General features: G+C 74.0%; 13 protein-coding genes. 6 read left to right on the forward strand and 7 right to left on the reverse strand.

The window, feature by feature from the left end; translation table 11 throughout:
- The first annotated feature begins 44 nt into the window (after window positions 1–44).
- Window positions 45–2,114, forward strand: coding sequence for a fibronectin type III domain-containing protein (locus BM339_RS08335; RefSeq protein WP_075020420.1), 2,070 nt, complete (start codon window positions 45–47; stop codon window positions 2,112–2,114).
- Here BM339_RS08335 and BM339_RS08340 read toward each other — a convergent pair.
- On the reverse strand, window positions 2,111–3,826 hold the full coding sequence (locus BM339_RS08340) for a serine/threonine-protein kinase (protein ID WP_075020421.1): 1,716 nt from the start codon (window positions 3,824–3,826) through the stop codon (window positions 2,111–2,113). The two genes, BM339_RS08335 and BM339_RS08340, sit on opposite strands and share 4 nt — an antisense overlap.
- 377 nt (window positions 3,827–4,203) lie before the next feature.
- On the opposite strand from BM339_RS08340, the gene BM339_RS08345 reads away from it, so the two are divergent.
- Window positions 4,204–5,688 carry a hypothetical protein gene (locus BM339_RS08345; RefSeq protein ID WP_075020422.1) on the forward strand — a complete coding sequence of 495 codons (1,485 nt, stop codon included), beginning with the start codon at window positions 4,204–4,206 and terminating at the stop codon, window positions 5,686–5,688.
- A 76-nt stretch (window positions 5,689–5,764) separates the two neighbouring features.
- A complete protein-coding gene (locus BM339_RS08350) occupies window positions 5,765–6,910 on the forward strand; it encodes a CaiB/BaiF CoA transferase family protein (protein WP_021599649.1) in 1,146 nt (381 codons plus the stop codon).
- Here BM339_RS08350 and BM339_RS08355 read toward each other — a convergent pair.
- Window positions 6,854–8,308, reverse strand: coding sequence for an MFS transporter (locus BM339_RS08355; RefSeq protein ID WP_075020423.1), 1,455 nt, complete (start codon window positions 8,306–8,308; stop codon window positions 6,854–6,856). The two genes, BM339_RS08350 and BM339_RS08355, sit on opposite strands and share 57 nt — an antisense overlap.
- Before the next feature lie 55 nt (window positions 8,309–8,363).
- On the opposite strand from BM339_RS08355, the gene BM339_RS08360 reads away from it, so the two are divergent.
- Both BM339_RS08360 and BM339_RS08365 read left to right on the forward strand, forming a co-directional pair.
- A complete protein-coding gene (locus BM339_RS08360; protein ID WP_024936291.1) occupies window positions 8,364–9,020 on the forward strand; it encodes a TetR/AcrR family transcriptional regulator in 657 nt (218 codons plus the stop codon).
- Between the two features lie 244 nt (window positions 9,021–9,264).
- Entirely contained in the window at window positions 9,265–10,113 is an 849-nt protein-coding gene (locus BM339_RS08365) for an esterase/lipase family protein (RefSeq protein ID WP_083597436.1), read from the forward strand.
- A 91-nt stretch (window positions 10,114–10,204) separates the two neighbouring features.
- Here the strand turns inward: BM339_RS08365 and BM339_RS08370 are convergent, their stop codons facing one another.
- The 5 genes from BM339_RS08370 to BM339_RS08390 form a co-directional block, all read right to left on the reverse strand.
- Entirely contained in the window at window positions 10,205–11,458 is a 1,254-nt protein-coding gene (locus BM339_RS08370; RefSeq protein ID WP_024936289.1) for an aspartate aminotransferase family protein, read from the reverse strand.
- Between the two features lie 82 nt (window positions 11,459–11,540).
- Window positions 11,541–12,200, reverse strand: coding sequence for a GntR family transcriptional regulator (locus BM339_RS08375; protein WP_021596193.1), 660 nt, complete (start codon window positions 12,198–12,200; stop codon window positions 11,541–11,543).
- Between the two features lie 16 nt (window positions 12,201–12,216).
- Entirely contained in the window at window positions 12,217–13,005 is a 789-nt protein-coding gene (locus tag BM339_RS08380; RefSeq protein ID WP_177287646.1) for a maleate cis-trans isomerase family protein, read from the reverse strand.
- 36 nt (window positions 13,006–13,041) lie between these two features.
- A complete protein-coding gene (locus tag BM339_RS08385) occupies window positions 13,042–13,803 on the reverse strand; it encodes a maleate cis-trans isomerase family protein (RefSeq protein ID WP_021596191.1) in 762 nt (253 codons plus the stop codon).
- Between the two features lie 16 nt (window positions 13,804–13,819).
- A complete protein-coding gene (locus tag BM339_RS08390; RefSeq protein ID WP_177287656.1) occupies window positions 13,820–14,302 on the reverse strand; it encodes a DUF3830 family protein in 483 nt (160 codons plus the stop codon).
- 304 nt (window positions 14,303–14,606) lie between these two features.
- Between BM339_RS08390 and BM339_RS08395 the strand changes: the two genes are divergently transcribed.
- Entirely contained in the window at window positions 14,607–15,605 is a 999-nt protein-coding gene (locus tag BM339_RS08395) for a D-2-hydroxyacid dehydrogenase (protein ID WP_218163595.1), read from the forward strand.

Genomic DNA, 15,605 nt, shown 5'->3' on the forward strand with positions numbered 1-15,605 from the left:
GTTTCACTACGGTGTCCGGTGCGACGGGGTAGGTGATTCGGGACGTGACGGGCCTGGTGGGGATGCTGTTCCGGCGCGACCGGCTGACGGGCCAGGTCGCGGTCGGGCTCGTCGGCGTGCTCGTCATCGCCGCCGGCGTCTACGGGGTCGGCGTCGCGAGCGCCAGGTACCGGATCGCCGACGTCGGCGCCTGGCTGACCGCGCGCGGCAAGGGCCTCGCCGTGCACGTCAACGGCCCGGCCGGCAAGGTGGACGGCCGGGCGGCCGTGGTCCCGCAGATGCGCGGCCACAACATCAAGATCGTCCAGGACGGCTCCACGGTGCTGATCGTCGACCTGGACACCGGTGTGGTCAGCCGGCTCGACCCGGCGCAGCTGAACATCGGCACGAGCCGCCCGCTCGGCGCGGGCCTCCAGGTCCTCGCGGGCGCGGGGAAGGCGTACACGGTCGACTCCGTCAAGGGCGTCGTCCAGCAGATCGACCCGGTGTCCCTGGCCCCGGTCGGCGCGTCCGCCACGCTGCCGCCGGTCCTCGGGCAGGCGGGCATCGACGCGCGGGGCACCCTGTGGGTGCCGGTGTCGAAGGACGGGCAGGTCGCGCCGTTCGCGGACGGCCGCCTCGGGCCGCCCGTCCGGGTCGGCGGGCCCGGCGACGCCCTGGCGCTCACCATCGCGGCCGGGGAGCCGGTCGTCACGAACGCCACCGCCGCCACCGCCACCGTCGTCAAGTCGTCCGGGGGACGGCTCACGCTGAGCCTGCCGACGACCGTCCGGCAGGCGGGACGCGGCGGCGTGCTCGCCCCGCCCGCCACCGAGGGCCGGACCGTCCCGCTGCTGGTGCCCGGAACCGGGTCGCTCATCACCGTCGACACCGGCACCGGGCGCTACTCCAGCGCCCGCCTCGCCGTGCCGCGGCACCGCTACCGGGCGCCGCAGATGCTCGGCCCGAAGGTCTACATCCCGGACGAGACGGCCGGCGCCCTGCTCGTGTACGACGCCGCGGCCAACCGGTTCGAGGAGCCGGTCCGGGTCACCGGGCGGCCCGCCACGCTGGACGTCTTCGTCCGGGACGGGATGCTGTGGGCGCACGACCCGTCCGGCCCGCGCGCCGTCGTGGTCGACGAGCGGGGCGGCCGCAAGAACGTCGACAAGTACAAGGACCGGGTGGCGGGCGGGCCGAACCGGCGCGCGATCCCCCTCCCCGGCGGGGGAGACGCCCCGCCGCCGGACGCCGGCCGTCCGCCGCGGACGCCCGCCCCGCCGCGTCCCGGGCAGCCGCCGGCGCCGCCGGGCAACGTGGCCGTCACGCCGGGGGCGGGCACGATGCGGATCGACTTCCAGCCCTCCCAGGGCGAGGGGATCATCGGGTACGTGCTCAAGGACGTCCCGTCCGGGCTGGCGGCGAGCCCGGCGGCGATCCCCCAGGGCGCCGGCCCGCTCACCTTCACGGTCAGGGGCGGCGACTGCGGGCGCGAGTACCGGTTCCGCGTCGCCGTCCGCTACCGGGACTCCCGGGGCCGGACGCGGGAGCGGGTCTCGGCGGCGAGCGACCCCGTCCGGCCGTGCGTGACACCGGGCGCGCCGACCGGCCTCGGCGCGCGGGCCACCGCGTCCGGGGCCAGGGTCTCGTGGACCGCCCCGGCCGGCGCCTCCGCCTACCGGCTCAGCTGGGACGGTCCAGTGAGCGGCAGCCGGACGGTCTCCGCGACGTCCGCGACGCTCGGCGACGTCTCGACCAACGGGTCCTACACCTTCACGGTCGCGGCCGTGAACGGCGCCGGCACCGGGACGACGGCGTCCGCGAAGGCGACGCTGACCGGCCCGACCAACCGGTACCCGGTGGAACGCAACGGCCAGTCCAACGCCTACATCAGGTCCACGCCGGACGCGAACAACGGCTCCACCGTCGCCACCATGAACGACAACAACGGTGAGATGGTGACCGTGCACTGCCAGGTGAAAGGCGCCTACTACAACAGGAACGCCGACCTCGCCGGCGACATGTACGTCCGGCTCACCTGGCAGGGAAAGACCGGTTACCTGATCGGTTACCTTGTCGACACGCCGGGGGAGTGGACGAGCTTCGCCGGGCCGCCGGTGTGGAAGTGCGGTTAGCTCTTCGTCTTCGTCTTCGTCTTCGCCGGGCGGATGCAGGCCGGCTCCGACCATGACACGTCGGGCGCCTGGCCCTGGTTGAGGCGCAGCACCGCGCCGACCTTGAAGCAGTAGGCGACCCTGGGCCGCAGGCCCGGGATGGTCGCCGACCGCGAGCCGGCCTGGACGGACACGATCGGCTTCGACCCGGCCGGCTGCTGCTGGACGAGCAGCGGCAGCTCCCGCGCGGCGGGCGGCAGCGTCCACAGGAGCGCCGCCGTCCGCCCGACCGGCCGGGCGACCACCTTGCGCGGGCGGGTCGCCGCGAGCTGCGCGGGCGTGATCGGCTGCGGCGCGCCCGTGACCTGCCCCTGCGGGGCGGCCTGGGTCGCCGGCTCCGGGTCGGCGGGCTGCCCGCCCTCCCCGGAGCCGCCGTCCCCGGCGAGCGCGAGCGCCCCGATGCCGAGCGCGAGCCCGCCGGTGAGCGCGACGCCCGCCGCGACGATCAGGCCGCGACGGGGACCGTCGTGCGGCCGATCCTGGGTGATCTGGTCCGGGGCGTCGTGCGGCGTCGTGCGGGAGCCCGCGGTGCGGGCGCCGCTCGCCCGGGGGTCGCCCGCTTCCGGCGCCTGCGGCCAGGCGGGCCCGGGTGCCGGGCGCGGGCCGTCCTGCGGGAGGAGCGCGTCCGGCGTCTGCGGCGGGAGGGCGCCCGGCGCCCACGGGGACTGCGGCCGCTCCGGCGGCGCGACGGGCGCCGGGGGCGGCGCCGCGGCGGCCGGCGCGGCCGGTGGCCGGGCGGTGGGCGCCCACTCCGGCACGCGCGGCGGCCCCGAGGTGTCGGGGAAGGAGGGGCGCGGACCGGCGTCGGGCGCCGGCAGGGCGGACCCGCCGCTGTGCGGCACGTCCGTGACCGGCAGCCCCAGTTCGGCCTGCACCCGCTGGAGCGCCTGCGCGAACTCGACGGCGGTCGCGAACCGCTGCTCCGGCGTCTTCGCCATCGAGCGCGCGATGACGTCGGCGACCTGCCGGGGGACGTCCGGGCGCGGGATCGGCGGCGGCGCGTCATTGAGGATCCGCAGCATCAGCAGCGCGATGCCCTCGCTGGGCGGGCCCTTGAACGCGGGCTGCCCGGCCAGGAGCTGGTACAGGGTCGAGCCGAGCGAGTAGATGTCGGCGCCGACGCCCGGCGGGCGGCCCTCCAGCACCTCGGGCGCGGCGTGGTGCGGGGTGAACGCCTGGGTGTGGGTCGCGTCGAACGAGTCGACCAGGCGGGCGATGCCGAAGTCGGCGAGCGCGGGCTCCCCGTACCGCGACAGCAGCACGTTCTGCGGCTTGACGTCCCGGTGCAGCACGTCGGTCTCGTGGGTCGCGGCGAGCGCGCCCGCCATCTTCACCCCGATCCGCAGCACCTCGGCGAACGGCAGCGGCCCCTCCCGCGCGAGCCGGTCGGTGAGCGCGCCGTGCTCGAAGTACTCCATCGCGATGTAGGGGCGGCCGGAGCGGGTGGTGCCGGTGTCCAGCACGGTCACGATGTTGGGGTGCCCGGAGAGCCGCCCGGTGATCTTCGATTCGCGCTGGAAGCGCCGCATCGCCGCGTCGTCGACCGCGCTGACCGACAGGACCTTCAGGGCGACCATCCGGTCGAGGCGCTCCTGGTGCGCGCGGTAGACGATGCTGAAGCCGCCCTCGCCGACCTGCTCCAGCACCCGGTAGCCCGGGACGTCCTCGGTCATGGGTCGGGGGATCCCTCTCCGTTGCTCGTCTCGTCCGGGTCGCGGCGGGGGCGCGATCATTCGATGTCCTGCGGCCCGGGGAGGTTCCCCCGGAGGTCAACAGCGTAGTACGGGGACGAATCAGGCGCGGCTGGTCTCGGCGGATGGTCCCGCGCCGTCGTGCCCCGGCGGATAGCACGGAAATGAGATGACATTTCCATCGGCCTCGGTAATCATTGCGCCAATTCCGTTCCGGTGGCCGCTTTCCACGCCCTAACCTCGGGGTTCGCGACGAAGGAACGGCCCAGAGGGAGTGGCTCGCCGTGACGGACGATGTCATGACGAATCCGCGGACGGAAATGCCGCCGACGAAATCGGCATATGGCGACCTTGTCCGAATGGCTTATTTCGTTCTGCCGGGACGGGGCAAGCGCGTCTACCGGCTGGCGATCGCCCGCCGGATCGTGGACTCCACCGCCCGCGGCCCCCGCGACCGCTCCCCCTCCGGGCACGCGCGGCGCCGCACCCGCGTCCTGCGCCGGGCGATGCGCCCCTCCCGCCGGTTCCAGATCGGTCTCGGGCCGTGGCTGCGCGCGCTCCCCACCCGGCTGCCCGACCCCGCGCTGACCGCGGCCCTGTCCAAGCTCGAACCGCACGTCCGCGTCGCCTACGTCCTGCGGTACGTGGAGGGGCTGCCCCGCTACGCCGTCCACGACCAGCTCGTCGAGCTCCGGGTGCGCGAACCGTGGCCGGTGATCCGCGCCGCCGAGGCCGCCACCGTGCCCGCCCCCCGGCGCGGCGAGGAGTTCGAGCCTTCGCTGCTGCGTCCCGTCCGCAACCGCTCGCTGCTGCCCGTCGCCACGGCCGCCGTCCTCACCGTCGCGCTCGCCGGCGCGCTGGTCATGACCGAGCGCCCAGTGCCCCGGGAGACGCCGGGCGCGCCGCGCCTCGTCACGGCGGCACCCGACGCCTGGACGCGCGGCGCGCGCACCCTCGACGTCTGGCCCGCCCGCGGCGACCTCACCGGCGACGCGGCCTTCACCCGGCGCGCCGCCGCGGCGTGGGCCGCCGCCCCCGCGGACCGCCGCCCCGCCGGCGGCACCGCCCAGCTCCTCTTCGCCGGCCACCTCGGCGGCGCGTCCCTCGCCGTGCTGCGCAGTGGCGTCCGGCTGGCCCGCTACACCGCCGGCCGCGTCGACGTCGTCACCGCCGGCACCGGCGCGTCCGCCCCGATCGCCCTCGGCGGCGGCCACTACCTCCTCGCCCCCTGGGACACCGTGCCCGAGAGCCTCACCGGACGGCGCCTCGCGGTGTCCGGCGGCGTGACCGGCCCCGTCCGCCCGGACACCGGGTGCGGCCGCGGCCCCCTCTTCCACCTCGGCTCCCGGACGTTCGGCGACCTCGGCGGTCCGCGCGCCGCCGTGCTGACCTACCACTCGCCCGCCCACCGTCCCGGCGGACCCGACCGCCCGGCGCGCCTCGGCCCCGCTGCCCGCGACCTGTGGGACCGCGTGGCCTGCGCGACGCCCCGCCAGGAACGGCCCGTCTCCGAGGCCATGGCGTTCGAGTTCTGGTCGGGGAGGCTGCCGCACGGCGGGAAGTCCGCGAGCTGGGCCTGCACCCGGCTGACGTACGCGGACGAGGGCACGGCGGCCGCCGCGACGCTCCTCGCGGCCGAGGACCGGGCCACCGGTCCCTGCGACGCGGGCCGCCCGGTGAGCGGGACGTGGTGGCGCGCCCCGTCCGGCCGCTCGTACTACGTGGCCGCGGCCGGGCGGGGCCTCGTCCCGCACGCCGACGGCGTCCGCCGCTCGACGACGCGGAAGCGGCTGCTCGTCGCCAAGGGCACTCCCGGCACGCGCGTCACCCTGACGGCTCGCTAGCGGCGCCCCGGATCAGCGCCCGCTTACCCTGATCGGGCACACTGGTGGGGACCGAACGAGATTCAGGGAGTCGCAGATGGGCAAGGGGCCGCTCTCCGGAGTACGGGTGATCGAGCTGGCCGGGATCGGCCCGGGGCCGTTCGCGGCGATGCTGCTGGCCGACCTCGGCGCCGACGTGATCCGGGTGGACCGCGCCTCCACCGTCCGGGACGGTGAGACCGCCGGCGGGACCGACTTCACCAACCGCGGCAAGCGGTCGATCGCCATCGACCTCAAGAACGAGCGCGGCAGGGAGGTCGTGCTCCGCCTGGCCGAGAAGTCCGACATCCTCCTCGAAGGGTTCCGCCCGGGCGTCACCGAACGCCTCGGCATCGGCCCGGACGCCTGCCTCGCCCGCAACCCGCGCCTCGTCTACGGGCGGATGACCGGGTGGGGCCAGGAGGGCCCGCTGTCGCACACCGCCGGCCACGACGTCGGCTACATCGCGGTCACCGGCGCCCTGCACGCCATCGGCCGCGCCGGCGGCCCGCCGCAGGTCCCGATGAACCTGCTCGGCGACTTCGCGGGCGGCAGCATGTACCTGGTGGTCGGCGTCCTGTCGGCCCTGCTGGAGGCGCGGGCGAGCGGCCGCGGCCAGGTCGTCGACGCCGCCATCGTGGACGGCACCGCGCACCTGTCCACCTTCATCCACGGCTTCCTCGCGGGCGGCCTCTGGGAGGACCGCCGCGGCGTCAACATGCTCGACACCGGCGCCCCCTGGTACGACGTCTACGAGACCGCCGACGGCCTCCACATGGCCGTCGGCGCCATCGAGCCCCAGTTCTACGCCGAGTTCCTCCGCCTGATCGGCCTCGACGGCGAGGACCTGCCCGCCCAGCACGACCGGTCCGGCTGGCCCGCGCTGCGCGAGCGCTTCGCCGCCGTCTTCAAGACCAGGACCCGCGACGAGTGGACGGAGATCTTCGTCCCGAGCGACGCCTGCGTGGCCCCCGTCCTGTCCATGGCCGAGGCCGCCGCGCACCCCTACAACACGTCCCGCGACGTCTTCCCCGACCTGGCCGGCCACCGCCAGCCCGCCCCGGCCCCGCGCTTCTCCCGCACCCCCGCCGAGACCGACGGCGTCCCCGTCCTGCCCGGCGGCCAGACGAGGGCCGTCCTGGACGACCTAGGCTTCGAGGACGTCGACGCCCTCCTCAAGGAAGGCGCCGTCGCCCAGGCCTGACCCGGGCCCGGCGGTGGTGGCCTTGCGGCGGGGGAGGGTGAGGGCGGCGGCGGTCGCGAGGAGGAACAGGCCCGCGGAGACCGTGAGCGCCAGGGCGTAGCCGCCGTTCAGCGCGGACGCGGTGGCGGCGTCGCCGGTATGGCGGGCGGCGAGGGTCGCCAGGGCGGCCAGGCCGACGCAGCCGCCGAGCTGGCGGGAGCTGTTCAGCAGGCCCGAGGCCATGCCCGCCTCGCTCGCCGCGACGCCGGTGGTGGCGGCGACGGCCACCGGGGCGAGGACGAGGCCGGTGCCGACGCTGCAGACCAGCGACGGGCCGAGGACGTCGGTGAGGAAGCCGCCGTCCGGGCTGATGAGCGCGAACCAGCCGAGGCCCGCGGCGGCGAGCAGGCCGCCGGGGATCAGGGCGGCGCGGGGCGAGCGGGCCGAGGTGACGCGCACCGCCGCCAGGGAGCCGGCCACCATCCCGGCGGAGAAGGGCAGGAACGCCGCGCCCGTCTCGGCCGCGCTCATGTGGAGAACCCCCTGCATGTACAGCGAGACGAAGTAGAAGGCGGCGAACTGGCCCGCGGCGGCGAGGAACACGATGACGTTCGCGCCGGCCACCCAGCGGCTCCGCAGGAGCCCGAGGCGGACGAGCGGCGCCGGGGTCCTGGACTCGGTGACCACGAAGGCCGCCAGCAGGACGGCGGCCGCGGCGAGCGTGGCGAGGGTCGCCGGGGACGTCCAGCCGTGGACGTCGGTGCGCACGACGCCGAAGACCAGCAGGCCGATGCCCGCGGTGGCCAGCACCGCGCCGAGGGCGTCCATCCGGTCCCGCGCGGCGGCGCGGACCTGCGCGGGAACGCCCGCCGGGACGAGCGCGAGGGCGACCGCGACGATCGGCAGGTTGACGAGCATCACCCAGCGCCAGCCCGCGTACTCGGTGAGGAGGCCGCCGGCGAGGACGCCGAGCGCGCCGCCCGCCGCGTTCACCGCGCTCCAGACGCCGAGGGCGCGGACGCGGGCGCGGCCTTCGAACGTGGTGGTCAGCAGGGCGAGCGCGGCCGGGGCGACCGCGGCGGCGCCGAGGCCCTGGCCGGCGCGGGCGGCGACGAGCTGCCAGGGCGCCTGGGCGAGGCCGCCGGCGAGGGAGCACAGGCCGAAGACCGCCAGGCCGAGGACGAACAGCCGGCGCCGTCCGTACAGGTCGCAGGCCCGGCCGCCGTGCAGCAGGAACCCGCCGAAGGTGAGCGCGTAGACGTGCACGACCCAGGACAGGCCGACCGGCGCGAAGCCGAGCGACGCGCGGATCGCGGGGAGCGCGACGTTGACCACCGCCATGTCCAGGGCGACGACGAACTGGGCGACGGACGCGGCCGCCAGCACCACTCCGGGGCGTCCGGAAGAATTTTTGTACATGTATAGAAAGTATCCGGAGGGACCCCGCCGTGTCGAACCCGCGATGATGGGCGGCATGCCGCGACAGTCCGCCCAGCGGGGCCGGCCGCCCCGCTTCTCCCGCGAGGAGATCGTCGACGCCGCCCGCCGGATCGTGGCGGAGGAGGGCGTCGGCCGGCTCACCATGCGGAGGCTGGCCGGGGAGGTCGGCAGCACCCCGATGGCGCTCTACCACCACGTGCGCGACAAGGACGAGCTGCTCCTGCTGCTGGTGGACGACTACGCCGCGCGGAGGCTGCGCCGGCCCGAGCTTCCCGGTGACCCGCGCGAGCGGGTGGTCGCCGTCGCGGCGGCGATCCACGAGTCGCTCGCCGAGATCCCGTGGATCGCCGAGGTCCTCACCGCCGACGACCTGATGTCGCGGTCGGCGCTGTGGTTCGTCGAGCAGATCCTGGACGGTCTCGCCGAGTGCGGGCTCGCCCCCGAGCGGGCCGTGCACGCCTACCGGGCCATCTGGTACTACACCGCGGGGGAGATCATCGTCCGGGCGGCGGCGGCCCGCCGGCGGGCCCGGGACGACCGCCCGACCTACCGTGACCAGGTCTTCGCCGAGCTGGACGGGACGGAACTGCCGCGGCTCGCGGAGGTCGCCCCGGACTGGGCGCCGCTGACCGCGCAGGACACCTACCTGGACGGGCTCCGCGCCCTCGTCGACGGCCTCACCCGCGAATGACCGCCTCGTGAGCGGCGCGAACCGGTAGGTATGCGGCGTTCCGACGAAAACGCAGGTCGGATGACGTGCGCGCCGGGCCGGTTGTGAATCGGCTGACAATTCCCCCGAGGTAACCGGCGGCCGGTCCACAAGACCGCGCCGGAAAGCGGCCGTACGTTGTGGGCACTCCACCCCGACCGTCACGACAAGCAGAAATGGCCGGACGTCCGGCGATTTCGTCGTGCCCGCATCAAGGGAGATGCCCATGCGTTTCAGACGGCTCCGCTCATGGGCGGTCATGGCCGCCGCGATGGCCGCCGCCTTCGCCGCGCCGGCACCCGCCGCGCACGCGGAGACCAGCCCGGAGGGGGCGAACGACTGGAACTGCAAACCCTCGTTCCTGCACCCCCGCCCGGTGGTGCTGGTGCACGGCACCTTCGAGAACATGGCGTTCAACTGGCAGAAGCTCTCGCCCGCGCTGAAGAAGGCCGGATACTGCGTCTACGCCCTCAATTACGGCGGCCCGAAGGACGGCCCCATCCAGGGAATCTACGACATTCCCACCTCGGCCGGTGAACTGTCGGCGTTCGTCGACAGGGTGCTCGCGTCGACCGGGGCGCCGAAGGTCGACATCGTCGGCCATTCACAGGGCGGCATGATGCCGCGCTATTACATGAAGTTCCTCGGCGGGGCCGCGAAGGTGAACAGGCTCGTCGGGATCGTCCCGTCCAACCACGGCACCAACATGTCGGGCCTGGTCGAGCTGGGCAGCCTGCTCGGCATCACGCAGGCGGTCGTCAGGGCCGCGCCGGCGGCGGGCCAGCAGATCGTCGGATCCGACTTCCTGAAGAAGCTGAACGAGGGCGGCGACACCGAGCCCGGCCCGACGTACATCGTGCTGGCCACCAAGTACGACGAGGTCGTCACGCCCTACACGTCGGAGTTCCTGAACGGGTCGAACGCCCAGAACGTGCTGCTCCAGGACAAGTGCCCGAACGACACCAACGCGCACGTCGGCATCGCCTTCGACCCGGTGATGATCAAGTTCGTGCTCAACTCGCTCGACGTCTGGGGCCCGTACTGGCCCATCGACTGCGCGAGGCCGCTCGGCTGACGCGCCCGGATGCCGCGGCGCCCGGTGGCCTCGCCCTTTCACCACCGGGCGCCGCGCCTCCTCCCCGGAAACGCCCGTGCCCCGGGTCGCGTCAGCCGGTCGCGTCCGCCACGGCGTGCGACCAGATGCCGAGCGCGTCGTCGACCTGCTCCTCGTCGACGATCAGCGGCGGGATCATCCGGACGACGTTGCCGTACGCGCCGCAGGTGAGCAGCAGCAGCCCGCGCTCGGCGGCGGCCTTGTGCGCCCGCGTCGCGGCGGCGGCGTCGGGCTCGCCGTCCCCGGTGGTGAACTCGCTGGCCTGCATCAGCCCGAGCCCGCGCACGTCCCCGATCTCCGGGTGGTCGGCGGCGACCTTGCGGAGCCCGTCGTTCAGCCGCGCGCCCTGCCGGGCCGCGTTGCCGACGAGGTCCTCGTCGGCGATGACCTGGAGCGTGGCGAGCGCGGCGGCGCACGCGACCGCGTTGCCCCCGTACGTCCCGCCCTGGGACCCCGGACGCGCCTTCTCCATCAGCGCCGCCGGCGCCGCGATCGCCGACAGCGGGAACCCGCTGGCCAGCCCCTTCGCCGTGATCAGGACGTCCGGGCGCGCCGCGGAGTGCTCGTGCCCCCAGAACCGGCCGGTCCGCCCGAACCCGGTCTGCACCTCGTCCATGATCAGCAGGATGCCGTGCCGGTCGGCGCGCTCGCGCAGCCCCTCCAGGAACGCGGGCGGCGCCGGGATGTAGCCGCCCTCGCCGAGCACGGGCTCGACGACGAACGCGGCGGTGTCGGCCGCGGGGCTGGCGGTGACGAGCAGGTAGTCCAGCTCGCGCAGCGCGAAGCGGGTGGCCTCCTCCTCCGGCCAGCCGTACCGGTAGGCCTGCGGGAACGGCGCGATGGCGGCGCCCGGCATCAGCGGGCCGATCCCGGCGCGGAACTTGGTGCCCGCCGTGGTGAGCGCGGCGGCGCCCATCGTCCGGCCGTGGAAGGAGCCGTGGAAGACCACGATGTTCTGCCGCCCGGTGGCGTGCCGGGCCAGCCGGATGGACGCCTCGACGGCCTCGCTGCCGCTGTTGAGGAAGAACAGCGAGTCCAGGCCGTCCGGCAGGACGTCGCCGAGGGCCTCGGTCAGCCGGAGCAGCGGCTGGTGCATCACCGTCGTGTACTGCCCGTGGATCAGCGTCCCGACCTGCTTCTGCGCGGCCTCGACCACGCGCGGGTGGCAGTGGCCGGTGTTGGTGACGCCGATGCCCGCGGTGAAGTCGAGGTGCCGGCGGCCGTCGGTGTCGTACAGGTACACGCCCTCGCCGCGCTCGGCAAGAACAGGGGTGGCCTGCTTGAGCAGGGGTGAGAGCGTAGCCATGCGTCCCTCCGGTAGATTGTCGACAATCTGCAATGTAGGTGCCCCGCGGTCCGGATGTCCAGGGCCGGGGGCGGGCCGGGCGTCAGGTGACGCGGAGCCGTTCGATCGAGTCGGTCATGTGCTCCTCGATGAGGGTCAGCAGCCGCTCCTCCTCGCCGTCGCCGATCGCGTCGACGAGCCGCCGGTGCTCCTCGACCAGCTCGGTCGGCTCGGGGTAGGTGTCCTGCAGCGCGTTCAGGCACATCCGCGTCTCCACCAGCAGCGTGTGCGCCATCCGCTCCAGCCGGGGGCTGCCGGACGAGCTGACCAGCACCTCGTGGAACGCCTGGTCGGCATCGCTCATCGCGACGCGGTCGCGCTGGCTCGCGGCGTCGACCAGCGCGTCCAGGGCGTCGGTGAGCCGGGCCACCGCCTCGCCCCGGTTCCGCTCCATGATGAGCTGGCATGCCTCGCGCTCGATCGCGAGCCGGGCGAGGTAGACGTCCTCGACGTCCCCCTCGTCGAGGGTGATCACGAACAGCCCGCGGTGCGGCTCGCTGACGAGCAGGCCCTCCTGGACGAGCCGCTGCATCGCCTCGCGCAGCGGGCCGCGGCTGATGCCGAGGCGCCCGGCGAGCTCGGCCTCGCCGAGTTGCGCGCCGGGTTCCAGCGACCCGTACATGATCGCCGAGCGCAGCTCGTCGGAGACGATCTCGACGGTCGACTTGCGGGGGACAGGTTCCAGCTCACCCAACCGGCCCATGGGCGGGCCCCTTTCGTCACGGCTTCCAGGTATCTCGTCCCGCGGCGGGGACGGTGGCGGGCGCGGCGAACAGCCGGCCCAGCCCGGTGCGCGGCGGGAGGCCTTCGGGGCCGGACGCGAGCCGCAGCCCCTCCCACACGCTCACCTGGTTGGCGGTCAGCACCGGCTTGCCGACCCGCTCCTCCAGTTCGTCGAGCCAGGCCACGGTGTGCAGCGCTGTGTCGGGGACCAGCACCGCCTCGGCGTCCGGATGGTCGTTGGCCGCGACGAACGCGAGCACCTCGTCGCGGCCGAGGGTGCCGACCTCGGCGGCGGTGACGATGCCCCGGCAGGACAGCGCCACCACCTCGATGCCGGCGTGCGCGAGGAACGCCACGAACCGCTCGGCGACGTCGGCCGGGTAGGTCGCGGCCACCGCGACCCTCGTCACGCCGAGGGCCTGCGCCGCGTTCACGAACGCGAACGAGGTGCTGGACGCGGGCACGCCCGCCGCCTCCCGCACGCCCGCGACCTGCTGCGCGGCGCCGTCCCAGCCGAACACGAAACTGCCGCTGGTGCACGCCCACACCGCGGCCCGCACGCCCATGTCGCGCAGCGTCCGGGCGCCTTCGCCGAGGACGTCGGCGCCGCCGATGTCGAGCAGCGCGTCGACGCGGTGGGCGTCCTCGCGCATCAGCGTGTGCACGACCGGCAGGCTGACGCCGCCCGCTCCCGATTCCCGCAGGGCGCGCTCGATGACCGGATAGTCGTCCTCGGCGCTGTAGCCGGGGTAGAGGAATCCGGCGGTCAACCCGTTGTGCCCCATGTTGTCGACAATCCTAACCTCGCGGATCATTGGCGATCAGGCCGCCGTGGACGGGGCGAGCTGTACCAGCGACTGCCCGGGACCGGCCGCCGAGCGGCCCATCGCGCGCAGCGCCGAGCACATCGTCACCTGGTTGGCGGTCAGCACCGGCTTGCCGATCATCTGCTCCAGCGGCGCGATGATGTCGTAGGTCGGGACGTTCGTGCAGCTGATGAAGACGGCCTCGGCCTCGGGGCCGTCCACCGTCGACACCGCGGACACGATCTCGCCGTACCCGACCTTCCAGATGTGGCTGAGCAGCCCCATCCCGACCGACGACACCACCTCGATGCCGTACTCGCCGAGGAACGACACGAGCCGCTCGGTGACGGCGTCGATGTAGGGCGTGACCACCGCGATGCGGCGGACGTTCAGCAGCCGGAGCGACTCCACCAGCGCGCCCGACGTCGTCGTCGACACCGGCGCGCCGGCCGCCGTCATCGACTGGTGCAGCTGCAGCTCACCGGCCTTGCCGCGGATGAAGCTGCCGGACGCGCAGGCGTAGGCGACCGCGAGCGGCTCGGGGGCGAGCACGTCGCGGGTCGCCTGCCGGACGATCGACTGGTCGGACAGCGCGGAGGCCATCTCGACGGTGACCGGCACCGGTACGTACGGGAGCCGGGTCATGTACAGCGAGACGTCGTCTGGGGTCCAGCGCCACAGTTCGCGGTCGAGCGCGAAGTCGAAGGGCGCGACCACGCCGATGCCGTGCTGCGCGAGCAGCTCGGGGCCGACGACCAGCGTGGGGTCGAATGTCATCTGGGTGCCCACCGCTCTAGGACTCGGCGCGGGCGTAGACGAGGCGCTCGCCGACCCCGCCGGATCGCCAGACGTCGTTGCACGCCTCCGCCATCCGGTCGAGGCCGTCGACGATCGTCGCGTACACGTTGCCGGGCACCCACCCGACGTCGCCGTTGAGCAGCAGGTTGTTGCGGCCGTAGAAGATCGCGAGGTCGATGACGCCGGGCAGCGCGTGGATGTTCTTCTCCTCCTTGAACTTCCGGTCGAGCATCCCGCCGGGGAAGGAGAAGTAGACGACGTCGCCCGGGATGGGGGTGACGGTGGGGTTCTCCAGGCCGACCTCGTCCTCGGAGAACCGCTCGACCATCGTGTACACCTCGTTGCGGGCGTACTTGGCGTGGTACGCGTCGCCTCCGAGGGGCAGGGAGCGCCACACGGCCTCGCAGGTCCGCGGCGCGTCCTTCTCCAGCAGCTCCGCGACGCACGAGACGCCACGACGCTCCAGAGTGATGGTCATGAGCTTGGGCATGCCGGACCTCCCCGTGAAGTGGGGTTGGCGAGATCGTCGCCACCCGAAAGGACTCTCCATGGTCGTGGGGGGTGACCCCCACACCCCCCGGAGGGGGCTTGAGTTAGAGCGCTCTGGGATCCGTCCTGGCCAGGCTTCGGTTGCGACGGTCTTGCAGCACAGGGGTCAGTGCGGTGACCAGGGCCGTGGTGCACCGCGCTGATTGTTGACAATCCTACGAACGCTTCCTAGCGTGTCAATGCCTCCACGAGTTGCCTTCTCGTAAACTCCGCACACCCCGGAAGTGACGCCGATGGACCCTGTTCAGCACGCCTCCGGCGGCCCGCCCGACGTGGTGGTGCTGGTCGGGGACGTCGAGCCGCGCGGCATGGCGGAGGCCGAGCGCCTCGCGCGGGTCCGTTACGTGCGCGAAACAGAGCTCGCCGAGGCGCTTCCGGGCGCCGACGTCCTCTTCATGTGGGACTTCCTTTCCGACGCCCTCGCGGGGGCCTGGCCGGCGTCCGGCGGGCCCGGGTGGGTGCACATCGCGAGCGCCGGCGTCGACCGGCTGATGTTCCCGGCCCTCATCGAGAGTGAGACTAAAGTCACCAATTCGCGAGGTGTGTTCGACGAGCCGATCGCCGAGTACGTCCTCGGGCTGGTGCTGGCCTTCGCCAAGGACCTGCCGGGCACGCTGCGCCTTCAGGGCGAGCGTCGCTGGCGGCACCGCGAGACCGAGCGCGTCACCGGGTCCCGCGCGCTCGTCGTCGGCACCGGCCCGATCGGCCGCGCCATCGGCCGCCGGCTGTCCGCGGCGGGCCTGGCCGTCACCGGCGCCGGCCGCACCGCCCGCGACGCCGATTCCGACCTCGGCCTCGTCCATCCGATGGAGCGGCTGGACGAGGCGCTCGCCGAGGCCGACTACGTGGTGCTCGCCGCCCCTCTCACCCCGCAGACCCGCGGCATGATCGACGCCGCCGCGCTGGACCGGATGCGGCCGTCCGCGCGGCTGATCAACGTGGGCCGGGGCGCGCTGGTGGCCGAGCCCGACCTCGTCAAGGCGCTGCGGGCCGGCCGGATCGCGGGCGCCGCGCTCGACGTCTTCGAGGACGAGCCGCTGCCGCCGTCCTCGCCCCTGTGGGACATGCCGAACGTCATCGTGTCCCCGCACATGTCCGGCGACGTGATCGGCTGGCGGGACGAGCTGGTCCGGCTGTTCGCCGCCAATCTCGGCCGCTACGTGTCCGGCCGCCCGCTCCGCAACGTCGTGGACAAGCGGCTCGGCTATGTGGGTTCGAACCAGAGGGGGTAG

Origin of the sequence: Actinomadura madurae (assembly GCF_900115095.1) — a bacterium.
Lineage (GTDB): Bacteria > Actinomycetota > Actinomycetes > Streptosporangiales > Streptosporangiaceae > Spirillospora > Spirillospora madurae.

Excerpts from the sequence above, each read along its gene's own strand:
- BM339_RS08340 (WP_075020421.1), bottom strand. The coding sequence starts at position 3,826 with ATGACCGAGGACGTCCCGGGCTACCGGGTGCTGGAGCAGGTCGGCGAG.
- BM339_RS08345 (WP_075020422.1), top strand. The coding sequence starts at position 4,204 with ATGGCTTATTTCGTTCTGCCGGGACGGGGCAAGCGCGTCTACCGGCTG.
- BM339_RS08350 (WP_021599649.1), top strand. The coding sequence starts at position 5,765 with ATGGGCAAGGGGCCGCTCTCCGGAGTACGGGTGATCGAGCTGGCCGGG.
- BM339_RS08355 (WP_075020423.1), bottom strand. The coding sequence starts at position 8,308 with ATGTACAAAAATTCTTCCGGACGCCCCGGAGTGGTGCTGGCGGCCGCG.
- BM339_RS08360 (WP_024936291.1), top strand. The coding sequence starts at position 8,364 with ATGCCGCGACAGTCCGCCCAGCGGGGCCGGCCGCCCCGCTTCTCCCGC.
- BM339_RS08365 (WP_083597436.1), top strand. The coding sequence starts at position 9,265 with ATGCGTTTCAGACGGCTCCGCTCATGGGCGGTCATGGCCGCCGCGATG.
- BM339_RS08370 (WP_024936289.1), bottom strand. The coding sequence starts at position 11,458 with ATGGCTACGCTCTCACCCCTGCTCAAGCAGGCCACCCCTGTTCTTGCC.
- BM339_RS08375 (WP_021596193.1), bottom strand. The coding sequence starts at position 12,200 with ATGGGCCGGTTGGGTGAGCTGGAACCTGTCCCCCGCAAGTCGACCGTC.
- BM339_RS08380 (WP_177287646.1), bottom strand. The coding sequence starts at position 13,005 with ATGGGGCACAACGGGTTGACCGCCGGATTCCTCTACCCCGGCTACAGC.
- BM339_RS08385 (WP_021596191.1), bottom strand. The coding sequence starts at position 13,803 with ATGACATTCGACCCCACGCTGGTCGTCGGCCCCGAGCTGCTCGCGCAG.
- BM339_RS08390 (WP_177287656.1), bottom strand. The coding sequence starts at position 14,302 with ATGACCATCACTCTGGAGCGTCGTGGCGTCTCGTGCGTCGCGGAGCTG.
- BM339_RS08395 (WP_218163595.1), top strand. The coding sequence starts at position 14,607 with ATGGACCCTGTTCAGCACGCCTCCGGCGGCCCGCCCGACGTGGTGGTG.